General features: G+C 68.6%; 26 protein-coding genes. 11 read left to right on the top strand and 15 right to left on the bottom strand.

The annotated features are described in order from the left end of the window. Nucleotides 1-2: 2 nt before the first annotated feature. The 6 genes from cobJ to HMUK_RS08935 are packed head-to-tail and all read left to right on the top strand — an operon-like array spanning nt 3 to nt 4,755. Nucleotides 3-965, top strand: coding sequence for a precorrin-3B C(17)-methyltransferase (gene cobJ / locus HMUK_RS08960; RefSeq protein WP_015762825.1), 963 nt, complete (start codon nt 3-5; stop codon nt 963-965). Then, nucleotides 955-1,197 (top strand): ferredoxin, encoded by a 243-nt coding sequence (locus HMUK_RS08955; RefSeq protein WP_015762824.1) that lies wholly within the window; start codon nt 955-957, stop codon nt 1,195-1,197. The genes cobJ and HMUK_RS08955 overlap by 11 nt, the downstream gene beginning before the upstream one ends. Further along, entirely contained in the window at nt 1,190-1,903 is a 714-nt protein-coding gene (locus tag HMUK_RS08950) for a hypothetical protein (protein ID WP_015762823.1), read from the top strand. Before HMUK_RS08955 ends, HMUK_RS08950 begins: the two co-directional genes overlap by 8 nt. Next, nucleotides 1,900-3,132, top strand: a complete 1,233-nt coding sequence (locus tag HMUK_RS08945) for a CbiX/SirB N-terminal domain-containing protein (protein ID WP_015762822.1) — start codon at nt 1,900-1,902, stop codon at nt 3,130-3,132. The genes HMUK_RS08950 and HMUK_RS08945 overlap by 4 nt, the downstream gene beginning before the upstream one ends. Further along, nucleotides 3,129-3,500, top strand: coding sequence for a DUF3209 family protein (locus tag HMUK_RS08940; RefSeq protein WP_015762821.1), 372 nt, complete (start codon nt 3,129-3,131; stop codon nt 3,498-3,500). Before HMUK_RS08945 ends, HMUK_RS08940 begins: the two co-directional genes overlap by 4 nt. Continuing rightward, nucleotides 3,493-4,755 carry an outer membrane protein assembly factor BamB family protein gene (locus tag HMUK_RS08935; protein WP_015762820.1) on the top strand — a complete coding sequence of 421 codons (1,263 nt, stop codon included), beginning with the start codon at nt 3,493-3,495 and terminating at the stop codon, nt 4,753-4,755. Before HMUK_RS08940 ends, HMUK_RS08935 begins: the two co-directional genes overlap by 8 nt. A gap of 177 nt (nt 4,756-4,932) precedes the next feature. Here HMUK_RS08935 and HMUK_RS08930 read toward each other — a convergent pair whose 3' ends face one another. From HMUK_RS08930 to HMUK_RS08915, 4 genes are read right to left on the bottom strand one after another with little or no spacing between them, the layout of a single operon-like run. Next, the gene (locus tag HMUK_RS08930) at nt 4,933-5,271 is read right to left on the bottom strand and encodes a (2Fe-2S) ferredoxin domain-containing protein (RefSeq protein WP_015762819.1); all 339 of its coding nucleotides are present in this window, start codon (nt 5,269-5,271) and stop codon (nt 4,933-4,935) included. Beyond that, entirely contained in the window at nt 5,271-6,062 is a 792-nt protein-coding gene (locus HMUK_RS08925) for a CbtA family protein (protein WP_015762818.1), read from the bottom strand. Before HMUK_RS08925 ends, HMUK_RS08930 begins: the two co-directional genes overlap by 1 nt. 2 nt (nt 6,063-6,064) lie before the next feature. Further along, nucleotides 6,065-6,253: a CbtB domain-containing protein gene (locus HMUK_RS08920; RefSeq protein WP_015762817.1), complete on the bottom strand. Its 189-nt coding sequence runs from the start codon at nt 6,251-6,253 to the stop codon at nt 6,065-6,067. A gap of 51 nt (nt 6,254-6,304) precedes the next feature. Then, entirely contained in the window at nt 6,305-8,464 is a 2,160-nt protein-coding gene (locus tag HMUK_RS08915) for an ATP-binding protein (RefSeq protein WP_015762816.1), read from the bottom strand. A 34-nt stretch (nt 8,465-8,498) separates the two neighbouring features. Here HMUK_RS08915 and cobN point away from each other — a divergent pair, with 34 nt between their 5' ends. The 3 genes from cobN (at nt 8,499) to HMUK_RS08900 (ending at nt 13,997) form a co-directional block, all read left to right on the top strand. Further along, the gene (gene cobN, locus HMUK_RS08910; protein WP_015762815.1) at nt 8,499-12,407 is read left to right on the top strand and encodes a cobaltochelatase subunit CobN; all 3,909 of its coding nucleotides are present in this window, start codon (nt 8,499-8,501) and stop codon (nt 12,405-12,407) included. A gap of 106 nt (nt 12,408-12,513) precedes the next feature. Continuing rightward, nucleotides 12,514-13,242, top strand: coding sequence for a precorrin-8X methylmutase (locus tag HMUK_RS08905; RefSeq protein ID WP_223270980.1), 729 nt, complete (start codon nt 12,514-12,516; stop codon nt 13,240-13,242). Beyond that, nucleotides 13,239-13,997: a cobalt-precorrin-7 (C(5))-methyltransferase gene (locus HMUK_RS08900; RefSeq protein ID WP_015762813.1), complete on the top strand. Its 759-nt coding sequence runs from the start codon at nt 13,239-13,241 to the stop codon at nt 13,995-13,997. The genes HMUK_RS08905 and HMUK_RS08900 overlap by 4 nt, the downstream gene beginning before the upstream one ends. Nucleotides 13,998-14,158: 161 nt before the next feature. Here the strand turns inward: HMUK_RS08900 and HMUK_RS08895 are convergent, their stop codons facing one another. After that, on the bottom strand, nt 14,159-14,947 hold the full coding sequence (locus HMUK_RS08895; protein ID WP_015762812.1) for a CbiX/SirB N-terminal domain-containing protein: 789 nt from the start codon (nt 14,945-14,947) through the stop codon (nt 14,159-14,161). Between the two features lie 460 nt (nt 14,948-15,407). Between HMUK_RS08895 and HMUK_RS08890 the strand changes: the two genes are divergently transcribed. Together HMUK_RS08890 and HMUK_RS08885 are read left to right on the top strand one after the other, a co-directional pair. Further along, nucleotides 15,408-16,706 carry a cobyrinic acid a,c-diamide synthase gene (locus tag HMUK_RS08890; protein ID WP_015762811.1) on the top strand — a complete coding sequence of 433 codons (1,299 nt, stop codon included), beginning with the start codon at nt 15,408-15,410 and terminating at the stop codon, nt 16,704-16,706. Then, nucleotides 16,703-18,199 (top strand): cobyric acid synthase, encoded by a 1,497-nt coding sequence (locus HMUK_RS08885; RefSeq protein ID WP_015762810.1) that lies wholly within the window; start codon nt 16,703-16,705, stop codon nt 18,197-18,199. Before HMUK_RS08890 ends, HMUK_RS08885 begins: the two co-directional genes overlap by 4 nt. 7 nt (nt 18,200-18,206) lie before the next feature. Here the strand turns inward: HMUK_RS08885 and HMUK_RS08880 are convergent, their stop codons facing one another. The 10 genes from HMUK_RS08880 to HMUK_RS08835 all read right to left on the bottom strand — a co-directional run bounded on the left by HMUK_RS08880 (nt 18,207) and on the right by HMUK_RS08835 (nt 24,885). Beyond that, nucleotides 18,207-18,731 (bottom strand): hypothetical protein, encoded by a 525-nt coding sequence (locus tag HMUK_RS08880; RefSeq protein ID WP_015762809.1) that lies wholly within the window; start codon nt 18,729-18,731, stop codon nt 18,207-18,209. Nucleotides 18,732-18,840: 109 nt separating this feature from the next. Continuing rightward, on the bottom strand, nt 18,841-19,335 hold the full coding sequence (locus HMUK_RS08875) for a hypothetical protein (RefSeq protein WP_015762808.1): 495 nt from the start codon (nt 19,333-19,335) through the stop codon (nt 18,841-18,843). Between the two features lie 185 nt (nt 19,336-19,520). Continuing rightward, nucleotides 19,521-21,035, bottom strand: a complete 1,515-nt coding sequence (secY, locus tag HMUK_RS08870) for a preprotein translocase subunit SecY (RefSeq protein WP_015762807.1) — start codon at nt 21,033-21,035, stop codon at nt 19,521-19,523. Nucleotide 21,036: 1 nt separating this feature from the next. Next, nucleotides 21,037-21,531, bottom strand: coding sequence for an uL15m family ribosomal protein (locus tag HMUK_RS08865; RefSeq protein ID WP_015762806.1), 495 nt, complete (start codon nt 21,529-21,531; stop codon nt 21,037-21,039). Further along, a complete protein-coding gene (gene rpmD, locus HMUK_RS08860) occupies nt 21,531-21,995 on the bottom strand; it encodes a 50S ribosomal protein L30 (protein WP_015762805.1) in 465 nt (154 codons plus the stop codon). The genes HMUK_RS08865 and rpmD overlap by 1 nt, the downstream gene beginning before the upstream one ends. Then, a complete protein-coding gene (locus HMUK_RS08855; protein ID WP_015762804.1) occupies nt 21,992-22,624 on the bottom strand; it encodes a 30S ribosomal protein S5 in 633 nt (210 codons plus the stop codon). Before HMUK_RS08855 ends, rpmD begins: the two co-directional genes overlap by 4 nt. Next, the gene (locus HMUK_RS08850) at nt 22,621-23,181 is read right to left on the bottom strand and encodes a 50S ribosomal protein L18 (protein WP_015762803.1); all 561 of its coding nucleotides are present in this window, start codon (nt 23,179-23,181) and stop codon (nt 22,621-22,623) included. The genes HMUK_RS08855 and HMUK_RS08850 overlap by 4 nt, the downstream gene beginning before the upstream one ends. Then, entirely contained in the window at nt 23,181-23,630 is a 450-nt protein-coding gene (locus tag HMUK_RS08845; RefSeq protein WP_015762802.1) for a 50S ribosomal protein L19e, read from the bottom strand. The genes HMUK_RS08850 and HMUK_RS08845 overlap by 1 nt, the downstream gene beginning before the upstream one ends. Next, nucleotides 23,627-24,349 (bottom strand): 50S ribosomal protein L32e, encoded by a 723-nt coding sequence (locus HMUK_RS08840; protein ID WP_015762801.1) that lies wholly within the window; start codon nt 24,347-24,349, stop codon nt 23,627-23,629. Before HMUK_RS08840 ends, HMUK_RS08845 begins: the two co-directional genes overlap by 4 nt. Continuing rightward, nucleotides 24,349-24,885 carry a 50S ribosomal protein L6 gene (locus HMUK_RS08835; protein ID WP_015762800.1) on the bottom strand — a complete coding sequence of 179 codons (537 nt, stop codon included), beginning with the start codon at nt 24,883-24,885 and terminating at the stop codon, nt 24,349-24,351. The genes HMUK_RS08840 and HMUK_RS08835 overlap by 1 nt, the downstream gene beginning before the upstream one ends.

Genomic DNA, 24,885 nt, shown 5'->3' with positions numbered 1-24,885 from the left:
CAATGAGCACTGACGACACCACCGACGCGAGTACCGACACCGAATCGAACTGTGGCGCGAGCAGTACCGACGACGACAGCGCCGCCACGTGCGGAGCCGGCAGCGACAGTTCGTCGTCCGGTTCCGGCTGTGGTGGCTCGGATTCGACGACCGACGAGAAGGTCGGCGCGACCGTCGACGACTTCGACGCCGACCCCGGCCGCCTCGTAGCGGTCGGTCTCGGTCCCGGCCAGCCCGAGGGGATGACCCAGCGAGCGCGGGGCGCGCTGCTCGACGCGGAGCACATCGTCGGCTACACGACCTACGTCGACCTGCTGCCAGCGGAGATCACCGAGTCGGCCGAGGAACTGTACGACACGCCGATGTGTGGCGAGGTCTCTCGGACGGAGGAGGCTATCGACCGCGCGCTGGCGGGCAACGACGTGGCGATCATCGGCAGCGGCGACCCCAACGTCTACGCGCTCGCCGGACTCGCACTGGAGATCCTCGAATCGAAGGGCGGGACGGCCAGTGCCGTCGACTTCGAGGTCGTCCCCGGCGTGCCCGCGGCCCAGTCCTGTGGCGCGCGGCTGGGCGCGCCGCTGGTCAACGACACCGTCAGCGTCTCGCTGTCCGACCACCTGACGCCCATGGAGACCATCGAGTCGCGCCTGCACGCCGTCGCCGACGAGGGCTTCACCATCGCCATCTACAACCCCTGGAGCCGCAAGCGACGGGAGAACTTCCAGCGGTGCTGTGAGATCCTGCTGGACCACCGCGACCCGGACACGCCCGTGGGGATCGTCCACGGCGCGGGCCGCGAGGACGAAAGCGTCGAGATCGTCACGCTGGGCGAGCTCGAAGACCTCGGCGAGACCGATCTGATCGACATGACGACGACCATCCTCGTGGGCAACGAGGACACCTACGTCTGGGACGACCGGATGGTGACGCCGCGGGGGTACGAGTCCAAGTATGACTACTGAGTACCGCGTGGCACTCGACCGGGCGGCCTGCGACGGGGTCTTCGCCTGTCTCGTCCGTGACGATCGGTTCGTGGAGGCCAGCGACGGGCTGGCGACGATCGGCGCGACCGACACGGACGGCGAGGAGACCGTCGTCGCGACGTTCGACGACGACCGGATCGAGGCGGCTCGACAGGCCGCGGCCGCCTGTCCGGTCGACGCGATCTCGGTGTCGGAGGGGAGCGATGAGTGACGCCGACAGCGCGAGGGCGACGCCGAGAGCCGCCGAGGACCTGCTGGCGGTCACGCCCGGAACGGCGTACTTCTGGGGCCGGGTCGCCGGAGACGGCGATCTCACCGCGGACTGCGTGACCGTCCGGGCGGGCGACGAGACGGCCGCGAACGCGCTGGCGGCAGTCGCGGGTGCCGACCGCACCGACCGCGACCACCGCGTCGCCGAGCGCGAGTCGGCCCACGACGCCTCGATCGTCCGGTACGAGGACGCCTACGAGCTACAGGTGTTCGGCCCGCCCGCGGACCGAGCGAGCGCGGCCCTCGGTCTCCCGCTGGACGGCCAGCCCGGTGGCTACCGCTTCGACGCCTTCAGCGAGGAGCGAGCGGCGCTGGTGCGTGGCCTGCTGGAGGCCTGCGGGACGGTCTGTTTCCGCGAGTCCTCCGGGTCGGTCGGGGTCTCGTTCGTCCACGACGACGAGCGGCTGCTGGCGACGATCCGGTCGCTGCTCGCCGAGGCAGCGCCGACGCTGCCGACGGACGACCGCTCGGAGACGTCCTCGGGGGGCTACTGGTTCGGACTCGCCGACGACGCCGACGTGGCGGCGTTCGCCGAGTGGGTGTACGCCGGCAGCGACGAGACGGGGCTCTACTCGGCCCAGCGCCGCCAGAAGCTCCGGCGCAGCGTCGAACGCGCGACCGGGAACGACGTGGGGGCGTTAGAATGACCGCCGACGCCGCCGCGACGCCGGTCTCGCTCGACGACGAGGCCGTCCTGCTAGTCGGACACGGCTCTCGACGCGAGAAGTCGAACGAACAGGTCCGGGAGCTGGCCGCGGCCGTCGAGGAGCGCCTCGGCGTGCCGACCGACGCGGGCTTTCTCGAACTCGCCGAGCCCTCGATCGAGGCGGCCATCGCGGGACTGGCGGCGTCGGTCTCGCGGGTCACCGTCGTCCAGCTCTCGCTCTTTGCCGCGAGCCACGTCAAGAACGACGTGCCGCTGGCGGTCGAGCAGGCCCGCTCGGCTCACCCCGATCTGACGATCCACAACGGGGCACACCTCGGCGTCCACCCGGCGATCGTGGATCTGCTGGACGACCGCGCGGCGGCGGTCGAGGCGGAACTCGGACTCGACCGCACGGCGGACGATCTGACGGTCGTCCTCTGTGCCCGGGGCTCTAGCGACCCCGACGCCAACAGCGACGCGCACAAACTGGCGCGCCTGCTGTACGAGGGGCGCGCGTTCGACCACGTCGAGACGAGCTTCATCGGCGTGACCGAACCGCTCCTGGAGGACACGCTGCACACGGTCGCCAAGCGGCGACCGGACGGCGTCGTCGTCCTCCCGTACATGCTCGGCGACGGGGTCCTCACCCAGCGGATTCGAGACCGCGCCGACGCGTTCGACGAGGAGTACCCCTACGTCGACGCCGCGGCCGGCGACCCCCTCGGGACGGACTCGCGGCTGCTGGACGTGCTGGGCGACCGCTGGCAGGAGGCCCGCACCGACAGCGTCGAGATGTCCTGTGACACCTGCAAGTACAAGGTCGAACTGGACGGCTACGAGGAAGACGTGGGCGGCGCGCGGGCGATGCTCCGGGCGCTGACCCACCAGGAGACCCACGCCGACCGCGAGAACGTCGACGACGAACCCCACGCACACGACGCCCCGGAGAAACACGTCGCCGTCTGTACGAACCAGACCTGCGCGGCCGACGGCTCGGCCGCCGTCCTGGAGCGGCTCCGGCAGGCCGAACGCGACTCGGAGGCCTGTGACGCCCGCGTGACCCGCTCCTCGTGTCTCGGTCGCTGTGGCGAGGGGCCGATGGTCGCCGTCTACCCCGACGGCGTCTGGTACGGCGGCGTCGGCGAGGACGACGCCGAGCGGATCGTCTCCTCGCACCTCGACCGTGACCGCATCGTCTCAGAACTCGTCGATCAAACACTCTCACAATGAGCTGCTACGAAATCGAAGCACTCCGACTCGGACTGATGAACGTACTGGGAAGCGAAGACGAACACGCGCGCGAGCACGCGGAAAAAGAACTCGAAGGCGAACTCGACGGCCCGATCGAGGCCCTGGCAGAGGCCGAGTCCCTCTCGGCCATCGAACGCCACCTCGACGCGGCGCTGGTGGATCTCGAAGCCGAGATCGCCGAGGCCGATTCGGACAGTCAGGAGTACGACTACATGCGGGGGCGACTCGTCGCGGTCCGGGACGCCGAGCGAGCGGTCCACCGGCTGACGAGCCAGGGCGAGAGCGTCCTCGACGGGCTGGGCGAGGCCCACGACGTGCTCCACGAAGCCTTCCCGGTCGATGAGTGAGCGGCCGAAGCCACGGTCGGTCGGCCTCGGCGAACCGTCTCCGGCGCGGTCGCGCCACGCGGGCCGGCGCTCGGCAGTCGCGCTGACGGGTGAACTGGTCGTCGTCGGGACGGCGACGGGCGACGTGATCGCGTTCGATCACGCCACCCTGACAGAGCAGTGGCGCGCGGACCGCGAGGGAGCGGACGCCGCCGTGGTCGCGCTCGCGGCGTTCGGCGACGCGGTCCTCGCCGGTGAGCGAGGCCCGGACGGGCGGGTGCGGTGCTACGAGGCGGCGACGGGTCGACGGCGCTGGCAGCACGCGACGGCGGCAGAGATCGGCGAGCCACAGAGAGAGACGCGGTTCTTCCTGCCGTTCGTCGCAGACATCGTGACCGACGAGGACCGCGCGTACGTCGCCGCCCGCCGCTACGAGCGCGACGGCGACCGCCGCTCGTTTCGAAGCGTCGTCTCCGCGTTCGCCGACGACGGGACGCGACGCTGGCAGTTCGAGGCCGACGCGTCGCCGATCAGCCTCGATCGGCGAGACGACCGCCTCGCGGTCGCGTACAACCGCTGTCCCGGCAGCCACCAGCGGGGCCTCGTCGTGCTCGACGCCGAACATGGGACGAGCCACTGGCAGTGGGATCCCGACAGCGACGGACAGCGCCGGGTCGGTGACGTCGCGCTCGTCGAGGACGGTGCCCTCGTCGCGAGTCACGGCGACTACTGTGGCTACCGCCTCGACGACGGCGGCACCGTCCGGTGGCGCGCCGAGCTGGCGACACGGACGACGGTCGGCGACGAGACGCTGTACGCGTACCCGAACCACGTCGCCGCCGGCAACGGAGCGTCCGTCTTCGTCACCGGCAACACCTACGCCGTCGACCGTCGCGAGACCGACGCCCTCCACCCCGCGGAACACACCGCCTTCGGCTACGGACCGGACGGCCAACGTCGGTGGTCGGCCGACGTGGGCGGGTTTGCCGGCGAGATCGCCGTCGCGGACCACCACGTAGTCGTGCCGGGCGCACAGCACTTCCGGACGCGCGATGCCGACTGTCACGGCCTGCGGGTGCTGTCGGCCCGGGACGGCCCGGTAGCGAGCCGCGAGACCGACGGCATCGTCACGGCAGTCGCGGTCGACGGAGACCGCGTCGTCGCCGTCGAGGAGCCGGTCGTCTACCACGACGACGGCACCGAGCGCGGTGCGTATCGTCTTCTCGTCGATCGTGCGCCGAGAAGCCAGTCGGCGAGAAGTTCACAGGGCCGGTAGCCCGCTCGGCAGTGTCTCCGCGACACGCGGTCGGTGATACTGCCGGCTGTAACTTCGTGCAGATATTCGCCAGCCTGGGGTCGCGAAATGATGTACAGATTTACAGCCGGTAGTATGAGAAGTCTCGTCACACCGGTCGGGTGAAGCTATTCGCGATGGCAAAATCGTCACGGACTGTCAGTCGGCAGTGACACCGAGTCGGGACCCGTCGGGACCGAACTCCTCGGCCAGCAGCGGGGCCACGTCGTCGGGTCGCACGTCCGAGTACCAGCTGCTCCGGGGGTGGACCGCGATCGCCGCGCCGTCGGCGCTACAGAGTCCGAGACAGCCCGTCTCGGCGACGTAGACGCGCGACCACAGCAGGTCGCGCTCGCGGAGCCACTCGACGACGGCGTCGAAGACCGCCTCGCCGCCGGCCTCGCTACAGCAGGCGTGCTCGCTCTCTCGGCCGTTCGTACAGACGAGGACGTGATCGGAGAAGCCCCGCTCGTGGACCTCGACCGTGCGTTCCTCCATCAGTCCGCACTGAGGGCGGCGTCTGTCCGTGCGGACGGCGTCGCCGGTCGAGACCCATCGTCACGGCCCAGTCGCGCGTGTGTCGCTGCGAGAGCCGTCCACAGGAGGAGCTGGCCGAAGACGACCGTTCCGAGCAGCCCGTCGGCCAGCGCTGGCGACAGGGAGCCGGTCGCCGGTCCGAGAGGGGTAAGCGTGGCCGGGGCCACGAGCAGCCCGAAGGGAACCAGCGCGGCGACCGCCGCCGCGGGGCGACCGTACCGGTCGCGGAGTCGATCGTAGCACACCGCAGACAGCAGGCAGACGACCGCGCCAGCGACCATCATGCCGGCGTAGAGCACCATGCCGGTGTCCGTCGGGATGGCGCGTTCGACGCCCGGAAGCGACGGCGGGAGGAGGAGCCACGGCGCGCCGGAGACGGTGACGAAGCCACCGACCGCGAGCAGCGCGCTCTGGACGGCACCCTCGCCGGGGACGATCGGTTCGAGGACGTAGCCGGCGACGCCGAAGACGACCGTCCCGAGCAGCAGGCCCCACAGCACGCTGGCACCGACGCTCACGACGTTCGTCACCGTCGCCGAGACGGCGCTCTCGTGGTGACCACCGGCCTCGGCGTGGTCTTCGTCAGCGTGGCCCTCCTCGGCGTGGCCTTCCTCAGCGTGGCCCTCCTCGGCGTGGCCGTGCGTGTCGGCCGCAGCGACGAGCGGATTGGCGACCAGAGCCACGAGTAGCCCGAACAGCAGGCCGGCGACCAGTCCCGCTTTCGCGCCGCGAAGAATGTAGTCGGCGAGCATGATCAGTGACAGACGACCCCGGCGGCGTGTCGGAAGTTGTGCATCGAGTCGTGGGCCATCGGTGCCTGGAGGAAGACCAGCGCGAAGCCCAGCGCGGCCACGAGCGCGATGCCGGCGAGTAACTGTGTCGGAGTCAGTTCCGTCTGTGCCTGTGCGACGCGACCCGAGACGGTGTCGGTAGCAGTCGTCATTGAAACCACGAGTGACTAAGTACAAACTAGATTGTAAAGCTTTCGTCTCTGTTAAATCTCGTTTGTTCTGGCGGCTCCGGCGGCGGCGTCGATCCGTTCGGCCGAGAGCGCGTCCAGGGGCACACGCCGGCCGTCGGTCTCGTCGGCGATCAGCCCCGTGAGACCCGTGTCGCCGTCGTCTCCGGCGTCGACGACGACGACGGAACTTCCGCGCGCGGCGATCTCGCGGGCCGCGTCGCGCGTCTCCTCGGTCGGACTCCCGTCGGCGACGTTGGCGCGCCCGTCGGTCACGAGGACGACGACGCTGGCGGCCGGATCGGCTCGCCGGATCACGTCGCCGGCAGCGCATAGTCCCGCCGGCAGCGGCGTTCGATCGCCCGTCGGGAGGTCTTTGAGGTGTCTGGCCGCGAGCGTGACGCTGTCGGTCGGCGGCAAGAGCACGTCGGCCCCCTCACCGGCGAAGGTCACGAACGCGACCTCGTCGCGTTCCTGGTAGGCGTCTTTCAGGAGTTCCAGCACCGTCCCCTTCGCGGCCCGCATCGCCGGCCGCATCGACGCGCTCGCGTCGACGGCGAAGACCACGAGCACGGCGCTGTCCCGTTCCCGGACCGACTGGCGGAGGTCGCGAGACTCGACGCCGGAGCCGCCTCGTGCGGTCGCGGCCCGGACCGAGGCCGCGGCGTCGATCTGGCGGTCCGAGTTCGCGCGCTGGGTTCTGACCCGCGCACCCTCCCCGTCGACGGCGGGAGCGACCGACCCGCGTCCGCTGGCGGCCCGACCCTCGGCGACGGCCTCGGGCGCACTGAGGTCGGGCGCGTCGCTCTCGCCGACGGGTGTGGGGGACTGGCCGGGCACCAGCGGCGTCCCCCCGGTCCGTTCGTCGCTCTCGCCGCCGCCGGACTCGTCCTCGCCGCGCTCGGCCTCGCCGGAGTCCTCCCCGGCGTCGCCGGCTTCGGAGCCGGGCGGCGGTGACGGGGCGTCGTCTCCGCCGTCGTCGGCCGCCGGCTGCCGTGTCTGTCCCCCGTCGTCGCCGTCCGGCGTGTCGCCCCCGCTCTCTTCGTCCGCGGTGTCGCCGTCGGCGTCGTCACCGCCCTCCCCGTCGGCCTCACTCTGGTCTCCGTCGCCGTCCGCGTCGGCTTCGGTCTCGTCTCGCTCGGACTCGCCGTCGCCGCCGCTCTCGTCGTCGAAGTGGTCGTCCAGTAGCTCCGAGGCGTCTGGCTCGTCTTCGAAGGGACGCGAGCGGAGTCGGTGGGGCAGGGCCATGGCGGCCGCCCGCCGTACGTCGGATTCGAGGACCTTCACGCGGCCGTCGAGTGCCGCGAGCGTGCGGGCCGCGCGGGCCGTCGCGATGTCCGCGCGGTGGCCGTCGACGCCCGCGTCGCGGCACAGCTCGGCGATCTCGGTGGTGAACTCGGGAGACAGGGTCACCGCCGACAGCCCCGCTCGGGCCTCGCAGAGCTGTGCCCGGCGCTCGTCGTCTGGAACGTCGGCCCGCCGGTCGCCGTCGTCGCCGTCTGCAAGCGCCTGCTCGATGATCGCGACCCGGTCGTCGAGGTCGTCGGCACCCGTGACGGTCGCCTGGAGCGCGAAGCGGTCCCGTAGCTGCGGGCGTAGTTCGCCCTCTTCGGGGTTCATCGTCCCGACGAGCGTGAAGTCGGCGGGGTGGGCGACGCTCACGCCGTCGCGCTCGACGCGGTTGGTACCGCTGGCTGCGGCGTCGAGCAACACGTCGACGAGGTGGTCGTCCAGCAGATTCACCTCGTCGACGTAGAGGATGCCCCGGTTCGCTCGCGCCAGCAGTCCGGGGTCGAACTCGTAGTCGCCAGCGAGCGCGTCGGCGACCGAGAGCGTCCCGACGACGCGCTCGCGGGTCGCACCGAGCGGGAGGGTCACGAGCGGGACCGGGCGCTGCTCGGTCGGCGGGTCGGTCCGCTCGCGACAGTCCTCACACTGGCGGTCGGGCTCGTCCGGCGGACAGCCGTACGGGCAGTCGGCGACGGCGGTCTGGTCGGGGAGCAACGCCGCGAGCGCCCGCACCGCCGTCGACTTGGCCGTGCCCTTCTCGCCCTGAATCAGCAGTCCGTCGAGGTCGTCGTTGGCCGCGACGGTCAACAGCGCCTCTTTGAGTTCCGCCTGACCCACGATGTCGGCGAACCCGAGTTCGCCCGCCCGCCCGGGCGAAGCTTTTTTGCCGCCACCGAAATCAATCATGCTTGTATTAGGACAATGGAGGTTTAACAATATTATGCCAACGATCGCCCTGTACACGGCGACGGAGAACGAGCTCGGGGCAGTCCAGCGAGCCGCGTCGCGAGTCGACGCGGAGCTCGTGGTCCGCTCGGAGAGCGACCTGGACGACCAGAGCGACGTCGACGAGTTCCTCGACGAGATATCGGACGCGACCGCGGCCGTCTTCTGGCTCCACGGTGCCGAAGACAGCATGCCGGGCTACGACCACGCGGTCGGCCAACTGGAAGACGCTGGCGTGCCCCTGGTCGTCAAGTCGACCGGCGACGCCTACGCGATCGAGGACACGTCCGTCCCAGCGACGGACCGCGACCGAGTGTACGACTACCTCGAACGGGGCGGCACCAGCAACGTCGCCAACTGCATCCGCTTTCTCGTCGACGAGTACGGCGGCGTCGATCGCCCGTACGACGATCCGGTGGACCTCCCGACGGAGGGCGTCTACCACCCGGACCATCCGGGCGCGTCGTACGCCGAACTCGTCGCGACGTTCGACGCCGACCGCCCGACCGTCGCCGTGTGGTTCTACGAGTCCCACTGGACACACGAGAACACCCGCTACGTCGACGCACAGGTCAGGGCGATCGAGGCACAGGGGGCCGACGCCCTGCCGATCTTCTGCAACCCGGCGACCGACACCGACGAACAGTGGGACGCAGAGCGCGTGACCGAGGAGTGGCTCCTCGCCAGCGAGGACGGTCCCAGCGCCCGGCCCGCAGGCGATCCGGTCGTCGACGCCGTCTGCTCGTCGTTCATGTTCTCGCTGTCGATGGACGAGCGGGGCCGGGACGCCGACGACGAGGGCGACGACGCCCAGGCCGTGTTCCTCGACAGGCTGGGCGTTCCGGTGCTCCAGACCGTGACGACGATGCGCTCCCGGTCCCGGTACGAGAGCAGCGACACCGGCGTGATGGGCTTCGAACTCGCCCTCTCGGTCGCGCTGCCGGAGTTCGACGGCAACGTCGTCACGCACCCGATCAGCGGCAAGGAACGCACCGACGACGAGGCCGGCATCGGCACCGCGCCCAAGCAACACTTCCCGATCGACGACCGGGTCGACCACGTCGCGCGGCTGGCGGTCAACTGGGCGCGCCTGCGACACACGCCAAACGAGGACAAGCGAGTCGCCGTCGTCCTCCACAACTACCCGCCCAGCGACGACGGCATCGGCACCGCGTTCGGCCTCGACAGCCCCGAGAGCACGGTCAATCTGCTCGACGAACTCGACGAGCGCGGGTACGACACGGGGACGACGATGCCCGACAGCGGTCAGGCGCTCGTCGAGCGGCTCACACAGCAACTCACGCTCGACGACCGCTGGGTCGCGCCCGAAGACGTGCGAGAGCTGAGCGTCGACGTGGTGTCGACCGACGAGTACGACGACTACTTCGCCGAGACCGACGAGCGGTTTCGGGACGCCGTTCGCGAGGAGTGGGGCGACCCACCGGACCGACCCTTCGCCATCCCCGGCGTCGAGTTCGGAAACGTCCTCGTGACGGTCCAGCCGCCGCGTGGCTTCGGCATGGATCCCGCGAAGGTGTACCACGACTCGGATCTCCAGCCGCCCCACGACTACGTGGCCTTCTACAGCTGGCTGCGCGAGGCGTTCGAGGCCGACGCCGTCGTCCACCTCGGCACCCACGGCAGCCTGGAGTGGCTGCCGGGCAAGACCGTCGGCCTGAACGGCGCGAGCGCCCCAGACCAGCTGATCGACGACATCCCGAACGTCTACCCCTACATCGTCAACAACCCCGGCGAGGGAACACAGGCAAAGCGCCGCTCCTACGCCGCCGTCGTAGACTACCTCACGCCGGTCATGAGCAACGCCGGCACCTACGACGAACTGGCGGAACTGGAGGAACTGGCCGACCAGTACCGCGAGGCAGGCATGGAAGACGCCCGCGCCGACGACGGCGAGCACCTCGAAACACTGTTGCGCGAGAAGGTCGACGAACTGGACCTCGCGGTGGAACTCGGTATTACGGGGACAGTTGACGAGAAAGCCGACGTGCGGGGTCCCGACGAAGCAGGGACCTCGCTCGCCGAAGGAGCGGTCGACGGGGACGCCGTCGACATCGACGAGCTGGTCGAGCGCGTCCACGAGTACCTCACGGACGTGAAGACGACCCAGATCCGGATGGGCCTGCACACGATGGGCGAGCCGCCGACCGACGACCGCCTCGTCGAGTACCTCGTCGCGCTCACTCGGCTGGAGAACCCCGGCGGCCCGAGCCTCCGTGAGAGCGTCGCTGGCGTGCTGGGCGTCGACTACCAGCGGATGCTCGACGAGCCCGGCGTCTACGACGAACAGCTGGGGACGACGCTGTCGGAAGCGGCAGACGAGGTGTACGAGACGAGCATCGACCTCGTGGAGACCCTCGCCGAACACGAGTTCGACCTCCCGGAGTCGAACGTCGAAGCGGGTCCCGACGAGGAACTGAACATGAACCTCCTCGTGGTCGACATCGACCCGCTCGGCGACGCCCGGGCGAAGTCGGGCGCACACGACGACCTGCGGGCGGCACTGGCGTTCGTCTGCGAAGAGGTCCAGCCCCGCGTGCAAGGTGCCGCCGAGGAGATTCCCCGAACCGCGGACGCGCTGGCCGGCGAGTACGTCCCGCCGGGTGGCAGTGGCGCGCCGACTCGGGGCGGCGTCGATCTGCTGCCGACGGGCCGGAACTTCTACACGCTCGATCCGCGCAAAGTGCCCGCAAAGAGCGCCTGGCAGGTCGGCAGCGAGGTCGCAGAGCAGACGCTCGCGCGCCACCACGACGAACACGACGAGTACCCCGAGGAGATCGGCGTCGTCGCGTGGGGGACGCCGACCGTCAGAACCCGAGGCGAGACGATCGCGCAGGTGCTCGCGCTGCTGGGCGTCGAACCGCGCTGGACCGACGCCGGTCGAATCGACGACGTGGAACCGATCCCGCTGGACGAGCTCGGACGACCGCGCGTCGACGTGACGACGCGGGTCTCTGGACTGTTCCGCGACGCGTTCCCGCAGGCCGCGAGCGTGATCCACGACGCCGTCGACGCCGTGGTCGAACTGGACGAGCCACACGAGTCGAACTACGTCAAGAAACACGTCGAGGAAGCCACCGAGGAACTCGACGAGCAGGGCGTCGAGAACCCGGAGAAGCAGGCGAAACACCGCGTGTTCACGACCCGCCCCGGCGGCTACGGCGCGGGGACGAACAAGGCCGTCGACGAGGGCAACTGGGAGGACCGCTCGGACCTCGCGGACGTGTACGTCCAGTGGGGCGGGTACGCGCTGGGCAGTCGCGGGACGACGACGGAAGCCCACGCCTCCTTCGAGCGTCGTCTGGGAAGCGTCGACGCCACGGTGAAGATCGAAGACACGGCCGAGCAAGACGAGTTCGACAGCTCCGACTGGTACGCCTTCCACGGCGGCTTCATCACCGCCGTCTCCGAGATCGCGGGCGAGGAGCCCGCGTCGTACGTCGGCGACTCCAGCGATCCGGACAACGTCTCCGTCTACACCAACGAGGAGAAGGTCCGCAAGGCCATGCGAGCCCGCGTGCTCAACCCCGAGTGGCTCGACAGCATGGAAGAGCACGACTACAAGGGAGCCGGCGACCTCTCGACGACGGTCGACGTGGTGCTGGGCTGGGACGCGACGACGGGCGTCGTCAGCGACCGCCTCTGGGACGACGTGGCCGAGCAGTACGCCTTCGACGAGGAGCGACAGGAGTGGCTCCGGGACGTGAACCCGTGGGCACTGGAGAGTATCACCGACACGCTACTGGAGGCGATCGACCGCGACCTCTGGGACGCCGACGACGAGACGGCCGATCGACTCCGCGATCTGAATCTGCGGGTCGACGGCGACATCGAAGCGCGTGCCGGCGGCGAAGCCGGCCAGGAGGTGCCCGGCGATGACGACTGACGGCGCGACGCCGGAGGAGTCGCGAGACGAGGGCGACCCAGCCGCCGACGAGGAGCGCGACGCCTTCGAGGAGTACGCCGACCTCGGCGCGACCACCGAGAACGCGATGGAGATCGCCGAGACGAGCATGGACCGCGTGCGCGAGATCGTGCCGGACGAGACCCTGGCGGATCGGATCCGACAGAAGTCGGTCCACGCCACCGGCGACCCCGAGTTTCAGCACCTGATGCGGTTCACGGGCACCGACGACTCCGAACCCGTCCGTGCAGGCGCGCGAGCGGTCCTCGACGAGCGACCGATCGTCACCGACATCACGATGGTCAAGGAGGGAATCACCGGACGCGGGCACGACTGCCCGGTTCGGAAGGCGATCGGCAACGGGGCCGAACTGGCGGCCGAGACCGGGATGACCAGAACCGCCGCCTCGGTGCTCGAACTCGACAGCGAGGGCGTCTACGAGGACGCGATCACCGTCGTCGGCAACGCCCCGACCGCCGCGCTGGCGCTGGCCGACTGCATCGAGGACGGCACTCGACCCGCCGTCGTCGTCGCGACGCCCGTGGGCTTCGTCAAGGCCGCGGAGAGCCGCACGCGCCTGCGGGAGGTGGCCGCCGAGCACGGCGTCCCGACGATCACCAACGTCGGCCGACGCGGTGGCAGCGGCCTGGCGGCGGGGCTGGCGAACGAACTGGTCCACGTCGCGAGCGACGTGCGTGCGGGTGAGCTCTCGATCGAGAGCTCACCCGCAGGCCGACCGAGCGGGGAACGAAGTGACCCGCGAGGCGGGGCGAGCGAATCCGCCGAACGATCGAGCGGGGAGAGCGACGGCGAATGAGCGACGACTACGACCTCGACGCCGGCCCCGATCCGGCCGCGTTCGCCGCGGCGACGCCGGAAGTCGAGTCGCCCGTCGATCCCGTCTACGCGGTGGGCATCGGTCCGGGCAACCCCGACTACCTCACGCCGCGGGGTGAGCGCGCGATCCGCGAGGCCGACGTGGTCGTCGGCTTCGAGACCGTCGTCGAGTTCGTCGGCGAGGTGATCGAGGGCGACGCGCTGACCTGTGGCTACCGGGACGAGAGCGAGACGCTCGATCGCTTCGCGGAGCGCGTGGCCGACGGCGAGTCCGGGACGGCGCTGTTGATGGGCGATCCCAACCACTCGGGCTACCAGTTCGTCGGGAAGGTCCAGCGTGCGGTCGACCGCCCGGTCACCGTCGTTCCCGGTATCTCCTCGCTACAGGTCGCCGCCAGCCGTGCGCGCACGCCGATGGAGGCGACGACGTTCGTCACGCTGCACAAGAGCGGCGACGTGACGCCCGACCTCGATCGGTTGCGCGCCGACGCCGGCCGGCGGCACCTGCTGGTGTTGCCCCGACCCTACGACTGGATGCCCGGCGATATCGCCGCCGAACTGCTCGACGCGGGCGCGGACCCGTCGCTGGAGGCGCTCGTCTTCGAGCACCTGACTCACGACGAGGAGGCGCGGACGGCGACGACGCTCGGCGAACTGGCGAACCACGCCGGGGGCAGCGATCCGGACGCGACGCCGTTCTCCGATCTCTCCGTGCTGGCCGTGCGAACGGAGTAGGCGGGTCGTCACCGCCGTCTCCGCTATTTCTGCGCGAGCGTCACCAGGGTCGGAGCCGTCGCGCCATAAGCGGCGGTGTCATACGGAAAGTTGTAGGTCTCTACCAGATCGACCGCACGCCGTCGTGCGGTCGACTGGGTAAACGCCTACAACCCTCCGTATCAGTTGTTCGGCGGCGTGGAGCGCCCGTCGCCGTCGGTGGCGACCGGTCTGGGCTGGGCCGTCGAGGCCGTCGGCGTCGCGGCGTCGCCGTCGGCCAGGACGCGCTGTTGCTCGACCGCCGCGCGGATGGCGTCGGTGATCCGCGGGTGCTCGCCCAGCGGTTCGGCGTACTCGATCCCGCCGCGGTCCAGTTCGAGGGCCTCGGGAATCCGTCGCTCCGTGGCCTCGCTCCGCGTGAAAAAGAGCGGCACGGCGACGGCGCGTTCGTTGCGGAGGTTGTAGCGGACGCATTCGACGGTCGGGTTCTGGAGGAGATAGCAGGTCTCGACCTCGTCGTAGGCCGACTGCTCGGCGATGCGGGCGGCGTGGTACTCCGCCGTCTGTCTGTGGTGGGGCTTCGAGCTGCTGCCGAAACCGACGAGCGCCAGCGAAGTGGGCTCCGTGGCGGGCATCGCGTCGGTGGCACGGCTTCGCAGCACCTCCGTCACCACCGGGCTCTCACCGAGGGGTTCACAGTAGCGCACATCTCCGGAGACGTGCGTGAGCGCGGCCGGGAGGTCGTCCAGCGTCGCGTAGGAGTGGGCGACACACATCGGCACGGCGAACACCCGATCGGCCGAGACCGCTTCGAACTGATCGCGGAGTTCGCGGATCGGCTCGCTCTCGAAAGTACACACGTGAACCTCGTCGACGAAGCCGCGGTCTTCGAGACGAGCCGCGTGGGTCTCGAACGTCGCCTGAGCGTGTGTCGTGCGCCGGCCGATGAGGAGGAGTGCGTCGGAAGTCATCTGTTGAGGAGAGGGTGGTACAAGTGTAGTTGTACTACACCAATTGTGCTTGCTATTGTCGATGGATGGGAGGATCAAATAAGTTGCGGTCACCGGGATCACGGCGGCGATCGGTGATCGTCGCAGACGACGGCATAGGGCGGCAGAACAGCTTTTGAGTCCGAATCGCGATCTCCGAGGAGGGACAGTTGCGGTCGTCGGCAGACACGGAGACGGTCTCGGTCCACCTGCCGCGACGCTCCGGAGACGATGGGAAACACGGCGACGACCCTCCCCAGCGGGCGACACACCGCCGGGCGTGTCGAGCGCCGCGCCCGCCCGTGCCCGAGGCCGTGCCGGCGAGGCCAGCCGTCGGTGTTCGTCGTCGGCTGGCACCGAACGGCCCTCGACGGGCGTCGACCGACACCGACTAATTAAAGTCAGTTTGTGCTAACCATAGTGTATTGGTGCTACCAGACAGATGAACGGGTTCGTCCTGGGCGGAACGAGTTCGGGCGTCGGCAAGACTGTCGCGACGCTGGCCACGATTCGGGCGCTCGACGACGCCGGCTACGCGGTCCAGCCGGCCAAGGCCGGCCCCGACTTCATCGATCCCAGCCATCACGAGCACGTTGCCGGTCGTCCATCCCGCACGCTCGACCGGTGGCTCGAAGGCGAGACCGGGCTCCGGCGCAACTACTATCGGGGCGACGGCGACATCTGCGTCGTCGAGGGCGTCATGGGGCTGTACGACGGCGATTGTTCGAGTACGGCGATGGTCGCAGAGACGCTGGCGCTGCCGGTCGTCCTCGTCGTCGACGCGAAGGCCGGGATGGAGAGCGTCGCCGCGACGGCGCTGGGGTTCCAGCGGTACGCCGCGTCGATCGGCCGCGAGATCGACGTCGCGGGCGTGATCGCCCAGCGCGCCCACGGCGGTCGCCACGCCGACGGCATCCGCGAGGCGTTGCCCGAGGGCATCGAGTACTTCGGTCGCATCCCGCCCCGAGAGGACCTGGAGATCCCGGATCGCCACCTCGGGCTCCACATGGGCGCGGAGGCACCGCTCGGAGAGGAGGCGCTCGCCGAGGCCGGAGCGCACCTCCGTACGGAGCGCCTCGCCGAGATCGCCACTGTGCCGCCCCGACCGGACCCCGAGCCGGCGGGCCCGGCGACGGAGAAGCGCGTCGCCGTCGCCCGTGACGAGGCGTTCCAGTTCTACTACCCAGCCACCGTCGAGCGACTCCGGGAACGCGCCGACGTGACGACGTTCGCTCCGACGGCGGACGACCCGCTGCCCGACTGCGACGGCGTCTACCTCCCCGGCGGCTATCCGGAACGCCACGGCGACGCGCTGGCAGACAGCCCCGCACTCGATACGCTCGCCCGCCGAGCGGCAGACGGGCTCCCCGTCTACGGCGAGTGCGGTGGGCTGATGGCGCTGGCCGAGACGCTGACGACGACCGACGGCGACACTCACTCGATGGCCGGCGTCCTCCCCGCGACGGTCACGATGCACGACCGCTATCAGGCGCTCGACCACGTCGAGCTGGCCGCCGAGAGAGACACGCTCACGGCCGGAGCGGGACAGCGCCGACGCGGCCACGAGTTTCACTACTCCAGTGCGACCGTCGGCCGAGACGCCACCTTCGCGTTCGACGTAGCGCGGGGCGACGGGATCGCGGACGGGAGCGACGGCCTCACTGAGTATCGAACGGTGGGCACGTACTGCCACTGCCACCCCGAGAGCGGTGCCTTCGATCGCTTCCTCGACGCCATATGACGACGATCCTCGTCGCCGGAACCGCGAGTCACGTCGGCAAGAGCACCGTCGTCGCGGGACTGTGCCGACTGCTGGCAGACCGGGGCGTCTCCGTCGCGCCGTTCAAAGCCCAGAACATGAGCAACAACGCCCGCGCGGTGCCGACGCCCGACGGCGACTGGGGAGAGATCGGCGTCTCGCAGTACGTCCAGGCCCGCGCCGCCGGGATCACACCGACGACGGACGCGAATCCGGTCCTGCTGAAGCCCCGTGGTGACGGGGAGAGCCAGCTCGTGATCGACGGCGAGGCGGTCGGTCACTACGAGGCCCGGACCTACTACGACGACCACTGGGAGCACGCTCGCAGCGCGGCCAGAGACGCCTACGAGCGACTGAGAGACGAGTACAGCGTGATCGTCGCCGAGGGAGCCGGCAGCGCCGCCGAGATCAACCTCCAGGACCGGGACCTCGCCAACGTCGAGACCGCGCGCTTTACAGACGCAAGCGTCCTCCTGCTCGGAGACATCGAGCGAGGCGGTGTCTTCGCCAGCCTCTACGGGACGCTCGAACTCGCGCCGGAGGCCATCCGAGAGCGGATCGCCGGAGTCGCGATCACGAAGTTCCGGGGCGACCCGACGCTCCTCGAAGACGGGATCGACGAACTCGAAGCCCGGACCGGCGTCCCGGTCCTCGGCGTGCTCCCCTACGACGATCCCGGCCTGCCGGCGGAAGACAGCCTCTCGCTGCCCGCCGGGGACCAGCGGGCCGTCGTCGGTGCCGACGACGGCGTCCCGGAAGCGGCGACCGTCACGGTCGGCGTCCCCCGACTGCCCCACATCTCGAATTTCACCGACCTCGAACCGCTGGCCGCCGTGCCCGGCGTCCGGATCGCCTACCTCCCACTCGATGGGACGCTGGACCGGATCGACGGGCTCGTCCTCCCCGGCACGAAAAACACCGTCGACGACCTGCTGGCGCTGTGTGAGGCCGGCCTCGACGAGGCAATCCGGACGTTTTCCGGCCCGATCGTCGGACTCTGTGGCGGCTACCAGCTGCTGGGCGAGCGGATCACGAACGCCAGCGTCGAAGGCACCGGCGACACGGAGACCGTCGCGGGCGTCAGCCGCCTCCCGGTCGAAACCCGATTCAGCGAGACCAAGCGCGTAGAGCAGGTCAGCGTCCCGGTCGACGGCGTCGGCCCGATCGACGGTGCGACCGGGACGGCCTCGGGCTACGAGATCCACATGGGGGAGACGAGCGTCGCAGCGTCGGCCCACCGGCCACTCGGACCCGACAGCGCCGCGACCCAGGACGTGCTCGGCACCTATCTCCACGGCCTCTTCGAGAACGAGCAGATTCGGTCGGCGTTCGTCGACGCGCTGTACGCACACGCCGACCGGGACAGACCCGGCAGCGAGCGGTCGGTCCAGACGCCGTTCGACGACGCCGCAGCGCTGGTCCGCGAACTCGATCTGTCCGCCCTCGATCTCCCGGCAGGCCGCTCCGAGTCGTGATCGCCGGTCAGTGGAGCGTTCCCTCGCGGACGCGGTCGTCGTGGGCGAACAGCGCGTAGCCGACCTCGACCGGTCGATACCCCGTCTCGTCGGCGATAGCTCTGATCGGCTCGATCATCGTCACGTAGTCGGCCGCGTCGAACGACTCCTTGCGCCCCTCCAGGTACCCCGTCCGCTCCAGGGACGCCCAGACGCGCGTGTCGACGACGGCGTGGCGGTCGCCGTCGAGCGCGGCGAGCACGCACGACGCGGTCGGGGCTTTGAAGCCGCTGAGCCCAGTGAGTAGCTGGATCTTCGAGAAATCACCGTCGACAGTCCGGACGTTGCGCGTGACTTCTCGGCAGCGGTCTTCCGGATTCGACTCGACGTGGTAGGCGCTGCGCGTCGAGGACTCGTAGGCGATCTCGTAGAGCTGGTCGCGGGTCAGGTACCCCTGCTCGCGGTACGTCTCGCCGAAGGCGTCGAGCCGTTCGGGCAACACACCCTGCGTCTCCGCGTAGTAGTCGAGGTTCTCGGCGACGAACTGCTCCATGTCGAGGCGTACAGTCCCGAACCGCGAAAAAGGTGTGGCCGCATCCACGTTCCCGACCAATCCGGGGCAAATACCTACGAGACCCCCACACCAACCCATAGATACACCCTCAACGGTTCTTCTTGCCCCGGCGGTACAACCAGAACAGCAAGAATCCGACGCCGCCGATGGCCGGCGACGCGAACTCGCCGCCGTTCGCGTTCGCCAGAAGTGCGAGAGCGACCATCCCGACGAATCCAGCCAGCAGGATCGGGAAGACGATCTTCTCGCCGATGCTCAGGCCAGACCAGAACGTCCCACTGGTGGAAGTCTGCGTCGAAGACGTCCCACTTGCCGAGGATCGTGTCGAAGGCGCTCCACTCGTCGAAGTCTGCGAAGTGGATACTGCGGGCTGCCCTCCATCACAGTCAGTACAGACGACCGGATTGCCACCGAGTTCCTGATACCGCGACGGCTGGAGACGCAGCCCACGGCCACAGGACTGGCACTCCGTGTGGATCAGGCAGTCCTGACAGAACGGCTCCTCGCCGTATATCTGAAAGTAGCGAGTGTCGACCTGGAACGCAGTCCCACACTTCGTACACGTAACGTCTGCCTGTCCCATAGCATCTCGTTGCCAACGTTCGACAAATAGGTACTGGTAGACGAACCGCGAACGCTCCGCTGCCGCGGAGAACGGTTCAGTCGCCACGTCCCGTGGCGACACCTCTCCGAGATATTGGCGGAGCTATTCGTGTTCGGCGAGAAAGATCGCCCCAGAGCCGGGGCGTCGACAGAAGCGTGTGAGAGTTACCCGAACATCTGGCGCATCATCGGGTGCATCTCCATGAGCTGCTCCTCGGCGATCTCCTCGTACAGCTTGTACGTGATCGAGACCGTCAGCAGCAGCCCGGTACCGGAGACGCCCCCGACGGTACCCAGCATGTTCGCCATCACGGCGAGCAGGCCCACGAGGGCACCGCCGATGACGGTGACCTGTGGAATGTAGCGTTCGAGTACCTTCTCGACGACGCCGACGTTCTGTCGGAAGCCGGGGATCTGCATCCCGGAGTTGTGGATCTGCTTGGCCGTCGCTTCCGGCCCCATGTCGGTGGTCTCCACCCAGAAGATGGCGAAGATCGCACCGCCGACGATCATGAACGTCAGGTCGACGCCGACTCGCAGGAGCACGTTGAGCGGGTCCTGCGTCGAGTAGGCCCACCACATCCAGTCCTGGGGCGCGTAGATCGGCGACAGGTAGTAGAAGAGCCCGCCGGTCGGACTGGCGGGGCTCCCCTGCGAGATCGAGTAGACGCCGAGCCACGGTAGTTCCATTCCGAACAGCGAGATGACGCCGTTCTGGCCGGTCTGGGACACCAGAATCCGGCCGAGGAACTGGATGTTGGCCTGCAGCGCGCGGACGAGGATCATCGGCAGGACGCTGGCGTAGATGAGCTTCACCGGGAAGCGACCGCGCGCGCCCTTGACCCGCGCGTTCGACAGCGGGATCTCGACGCGGACCGACTCCGCGTAGACGACGACCACGAAGATGAGCAGCGTCGTCAGGAGCGCGATGACTTGGCCTTCACCGATCAGCAGCTCCTGAAGCCCGTCGGCCTGCAGGACGGGACCGATCGGGATGTTGCCGGTGATGATCTGGAACCAGGTCGGGAAGAACCCGAGTTCGCCCTGGGGGCTCCCAAAGATCGGGTGCGCGAACAGACCACCGATCAGCTGCTGGCTGACGCCAGCGATGATGAACAGGCCGATCCCGCTCCCGACCCCCCACTTGGAGATGATCTCGTCCATGTAGAGGATGAGGATGCCACCGACGGCGATCTGAGCGAAGATGAGCCACGAAGTGGCCCCGGCGCTCAGGTTCATCCCGAACAGGTTCACCGACGTCGGCGGCAGGAAGCCGCCGGCAAAGACCATCGGTAGCCCCGTGAGGAAGATCATCACGAGTACCAGCAGCTTCTGGAGCCCCTGGTAGAGGATCTGGTCACGAGGGTTGTTCTGCGTGTCGAGTCCGAGCAGGTCGGCACCGCCGAGCAGCTGCAACACGATGCTGGCCGTGACGATCGGCCCGATACCGAGCTGCATGATCGATCCCTGACCGGACGCCAGGATCGACGAGAATCGACCCAGTGGGGCCGAGTCCGAGCCGATGTCGAGCCCGAACAGCATCACGTTGGTCAGGAAGAAATACAGCACGAGCACCCCGGCTGTCCAGGCCAGCTTCCGCTTGAAGGGGACGTGCCCCTCAGGCCGGCGGACGGCGGGCATGCGAACGAGGACCGGTTCGGCGGTGTCCTTCCAGCTCATGTTACTCCTCGTCGGTTGCTTCGTCTTCGTCGTCTTCAGCCTTGGCTTGTGCGCGCTTCTCGCCGAGCTCGGTCAGCTCGACGCTCCCACCGGCAGCCTCGACCTTCTCGCGAGCGCCGTCGGAGAAGGCGTCGGCGACCAGTTCGAGCTCGTTGCGGACCTGGCCGGCACCGAGGACCTTCACCGCGTCGGCGTCCTCGTCGACGACCTCGCGGGCGTCGATGCGGTAGCCGCCGTCGGTCTCTTCTGCGACGCCCTCGGCTGCCAGCAGTGCAGCGTCCTCGTCGAGCTCGCGGACCTCGATCTCGGCGATCTCTTCTTTGACCTTCTGGGGTCGCTTGAAGCCGCTCTTGCCGATCGGTTCGTAGTTGTGGAACTCGTGTTTGTCGCGCCCGGCACGACCGCGGCCACCGCGGTGACCGGCACCGCGGCGGTTCTTGTGGGAGCCGCCGCCGTGGGTGCGCGAACCTCGTTGTCGTCGTTTCTTACTCGTCATTATCGCATCGCCTCCAGTAGCTGATCGATCTGCTCGGAGTCGTGCTTCCCGAGCTGGCCGCTCTCGGTGGCGGCGTGTTTGAGCCCGTCGTGGCCGCCACGGGGCGGGTGCAGGCGGAGCGTCGGGGAGAGCCCCTCGTCGCGGAGCGTCGTCTCCTCGTCGACGAGGGCCTGCGCGAGCGCACCGAGATCGTCGTAGTCGGTCTGCTCGGCGATCCACTCGTCGTCGACGTCGGCCGACCCTTCGAGGGGTTCTGCTCGCTTTGCGAGCAGCGTCTCGACGACGTCGACGCTCGGCTGACCGTGGGCGACGAAGTCGTTGACCTTCGTCACCATGCCACGGTAGGTGTCCGTCTCGGGGACCAGCACGCAGTGGTTCACGCCGTGGATGTTGAGCATCTCCAGCGTGTCCGATACCTCCTCGCTCATGTCGACCTCACCGCGGAGCTGAACGAGTGCCTTCATTCGATCACCTCACGCTTCTCGAAGGTACGTTCGGGCACGCGAGCCTCGGCCGTGTTCTGCAGGGCGTTGAAGGTAGCCTTCGCGAAGTTCACGGTCGTTCGCGTGTTGCCCGACGAGCGGGTCCAGATGTCTTCGATACCGGCGAGTTCGAGCACCTTGCGGACGGTCTCTCCGCCCGCCAGGCCCAGCCCACGCGGTGCGGGCTGGAGCTCGACCTCGACGCTCCCGGCCTTGCCGGTCGTGCGCAGCGCGACCGTGTGGGGACGGCCACAGCCACACTCCCAGGAACCGCAGCCACGGGAGATGTCGATGAGGTTGAGCTTGCCGATCTCGATCGCCTTCTGGATCGCACCGCCGACCTGGTCGTCACGCCCCTCGGCGTAGCCGACGAGCCCGTCGCGGTTGCCCACGACGACGACACAGCGGAACTTGACCCGGCGTCCGGAGTCGGTCATCCGCTGGACCATGTTGATGTCCAGGACTTCGTCCTCCAGATCGGGGACGAGCTGGTCGACGATCTCCGGTTCCTTGAGCGGCAGGCCGGAGTTCAGCGCCTCCTGCATCGAGTCGATCTCGCCGTTGGCGACCTGTTTGCCCAGCCGCGTTCGTGGGTTCCATCCGTTACTCATAGTTCATCTGCCTCCAGCAGTGTCTCCCGGAGCTCGTCGAAGTGCTCCGGCAGCTCGGTAGCGTCGAAGTCCCGACCGTAGAGGTCCTCGTCGAGCGACTCGGCGTACTCCGCGATGTGAGAGCCGCGGGTTCGCTGCCAGTCGGCGAGCACACTGTCGTTGTGGGGGATTTCGAGCCCAGCGTCGATTGCACCTTCCTGTACCGCAAAGACCTTGCTGCCCGGCGTCGGGCTGTTGAGCCCGATGTCGAGGACCGCCTCCTCGACGCCGTTCTCGATAGCTCGCAGACCCGCGAGCAGACCGGTGAGGTACGCGGCGGGCAAGTTGCCCGTCGGTGCCTCCCAGCCGAACTCCTGTAGGTCCTGCGACTGTGCTGCAGCGAGGGTCTCGTCTCCGTCGGGGCCGAGCGTCACCAGCTGCGCCCTGACGTGCTTGTTGCTCTTTCGAGCAACGAGACGGGGCTTGCCAGATTTCAACAGGCGCAACCGCTGATGGTAGTCCGTTCGTGCCTCACGGCGGCGCCGCATCGGCACCTTGTATCGTGGTCCTGTTGCCATTATTCGTCACCGTAGTTTGCTTCGACGTATCGTTGCAGGTCGGCGACGCTGTCGAACTCGCCGCCGGCCGCCTGATCGTACAGGTCGCGGTACTGCGAACTGTCGAGTTGGCCGTCGTCGCGCTGCTCTTTGAGCCAGTTTCGCTGGGCTCGGATGCGCGACGACCAGTCCTTTTTCTCGTTCTGTCGTGCGCCGGCTTTCCCCTTCCGGGAACCCGCTCCCTTCTGGTGGCCGTACGCTCGCTTCTCCTGGCGTGCTCGCGCCTGACCGCGCGAGTTGCCCTGGGCGTCTTTCGCCTGAATGGCACCCTCGTCGATCATCTCGCGGACGTCGTCACGCGTGATGGCGTCTGCGAGGTCGGACTGGCGTTCGGGATCGAACCAGACCTTGTTCTCGCCGACGTCGAGGATGTCTGCTGCGAGTCGCTTCTGTGCTGTCAGGTCCGTCATTCGACTTGTACCTCCTCGTAGGTGGGGTTGAGTACGCGGATACCCTCGTCCTCGGCGACCTCTTCGATGCGCTCGCGCTTGCGAGCGCCGACTTTCGAGGCGATTCGGACGGCTTCGCGGTCACCGTCGACACCTTCGAGGTCGTCCACGTTGTGGACGCGGACCTCCTCGAAGCCCGACGGGTGCTTGCCTCGCACCGCCGTGGGCGAGCGGAAACCGGCTTCGACTTTGTCGCCCTTGCCCTTGATGCCGCGGCGCTGCTTCGAGAGCTTGCCACGGGGCGCGCGCCAAGAGGTCGGGATCCGCTTTTTCTTGTGGTGGTCCTGTGCGTTGAACTGAGGCTTGCCGACCCGGTCGCGCTGGGTGAGGAGCCGCTCTTCCTCGTCGTCGAGGGTCGGCGTCTTGTCGACCAGGCCGCGAGGGCGGAGTTCCGTCTCGACGTCCTCGTCGGACTCGTCGGTCTCCTCTTCCTCGACCTCGGCCTCGGTGTCGTCGGCGACTTCGAGGCTGCCGACGTCGGCCTTGATCCGAGCGGCGAGCGCGTTGCCGACGCCCGAGACGTTTGCGAGCTGGGACTGATCGGCACCGCGAACGTCGTCGACGGTCTCGAAGCCGGCCTCTCGGAGGGCCTCTGCTTTCGAGTCGCCGACGCCGCTGATGTCGGTCAGTTCGGTGAGTTCGTCGTCGCCCTGCTCGGTTGCGTCTTCGTCGTCTACCATCAGGCGTCACCTCGGTTGGGCTTGTTCGTGATGTACACGCCGTCCTGGAACACGCGGACGTCCTTGTCGTTGACGCGTGTGAGCTGTTCGATGTCTGCGGCTGTCTGGCCCACGGCCTCGATGTCCGGGCCGGAGAGAGTGAGTTCCTCTCCGTCGACGGACACGTCGGTGTCGCCGTGGATGGGAGCGCGTCGGGGCGCTCGCTCGCCGAGGAAGTTCTCGATGACGACGTCACCGTCTTCGACTTCGACCTGCATCGGGAAGTGAGAGTAGAAGACTTCCATCTCGTACTCCCACCCTTCGGTGACGCCGTGGAACATGTTCTCGACGTGACTCTCGAACGTCCCGATCGTCGAGCGCGTCTTCGCGTCCGATTCCTCGGAGGCGATGACGACGCTACCGTCCTGAACGGAGACGTCGATGTCCGGATACCAGAGTCGCCGTGTGACGGAGCCGTTGGGCCCCTCGACCGTGAGGTCGAGGTGGTCCTGCTCCGCGCTTGCCTCGTCTGGAATTGCAAGTGTTACTTCTGGCAT

Origin of the sequence: Halomicrobium mukohataei DSM 12286 (genome assembly GCF_000023965.1) — an archaeon.
GTDB lineage: Archaea > Halobacteriota > Halobacteria > Halobacteriales > Haloarculaceae > Halomicrobium > Halomicrobium mukohataei.
The sequence above is the reverse complement of the archived record's forward strand: the minus strand, read 5'-3'. Positions and strand labels throughout refer to the sequence as shown.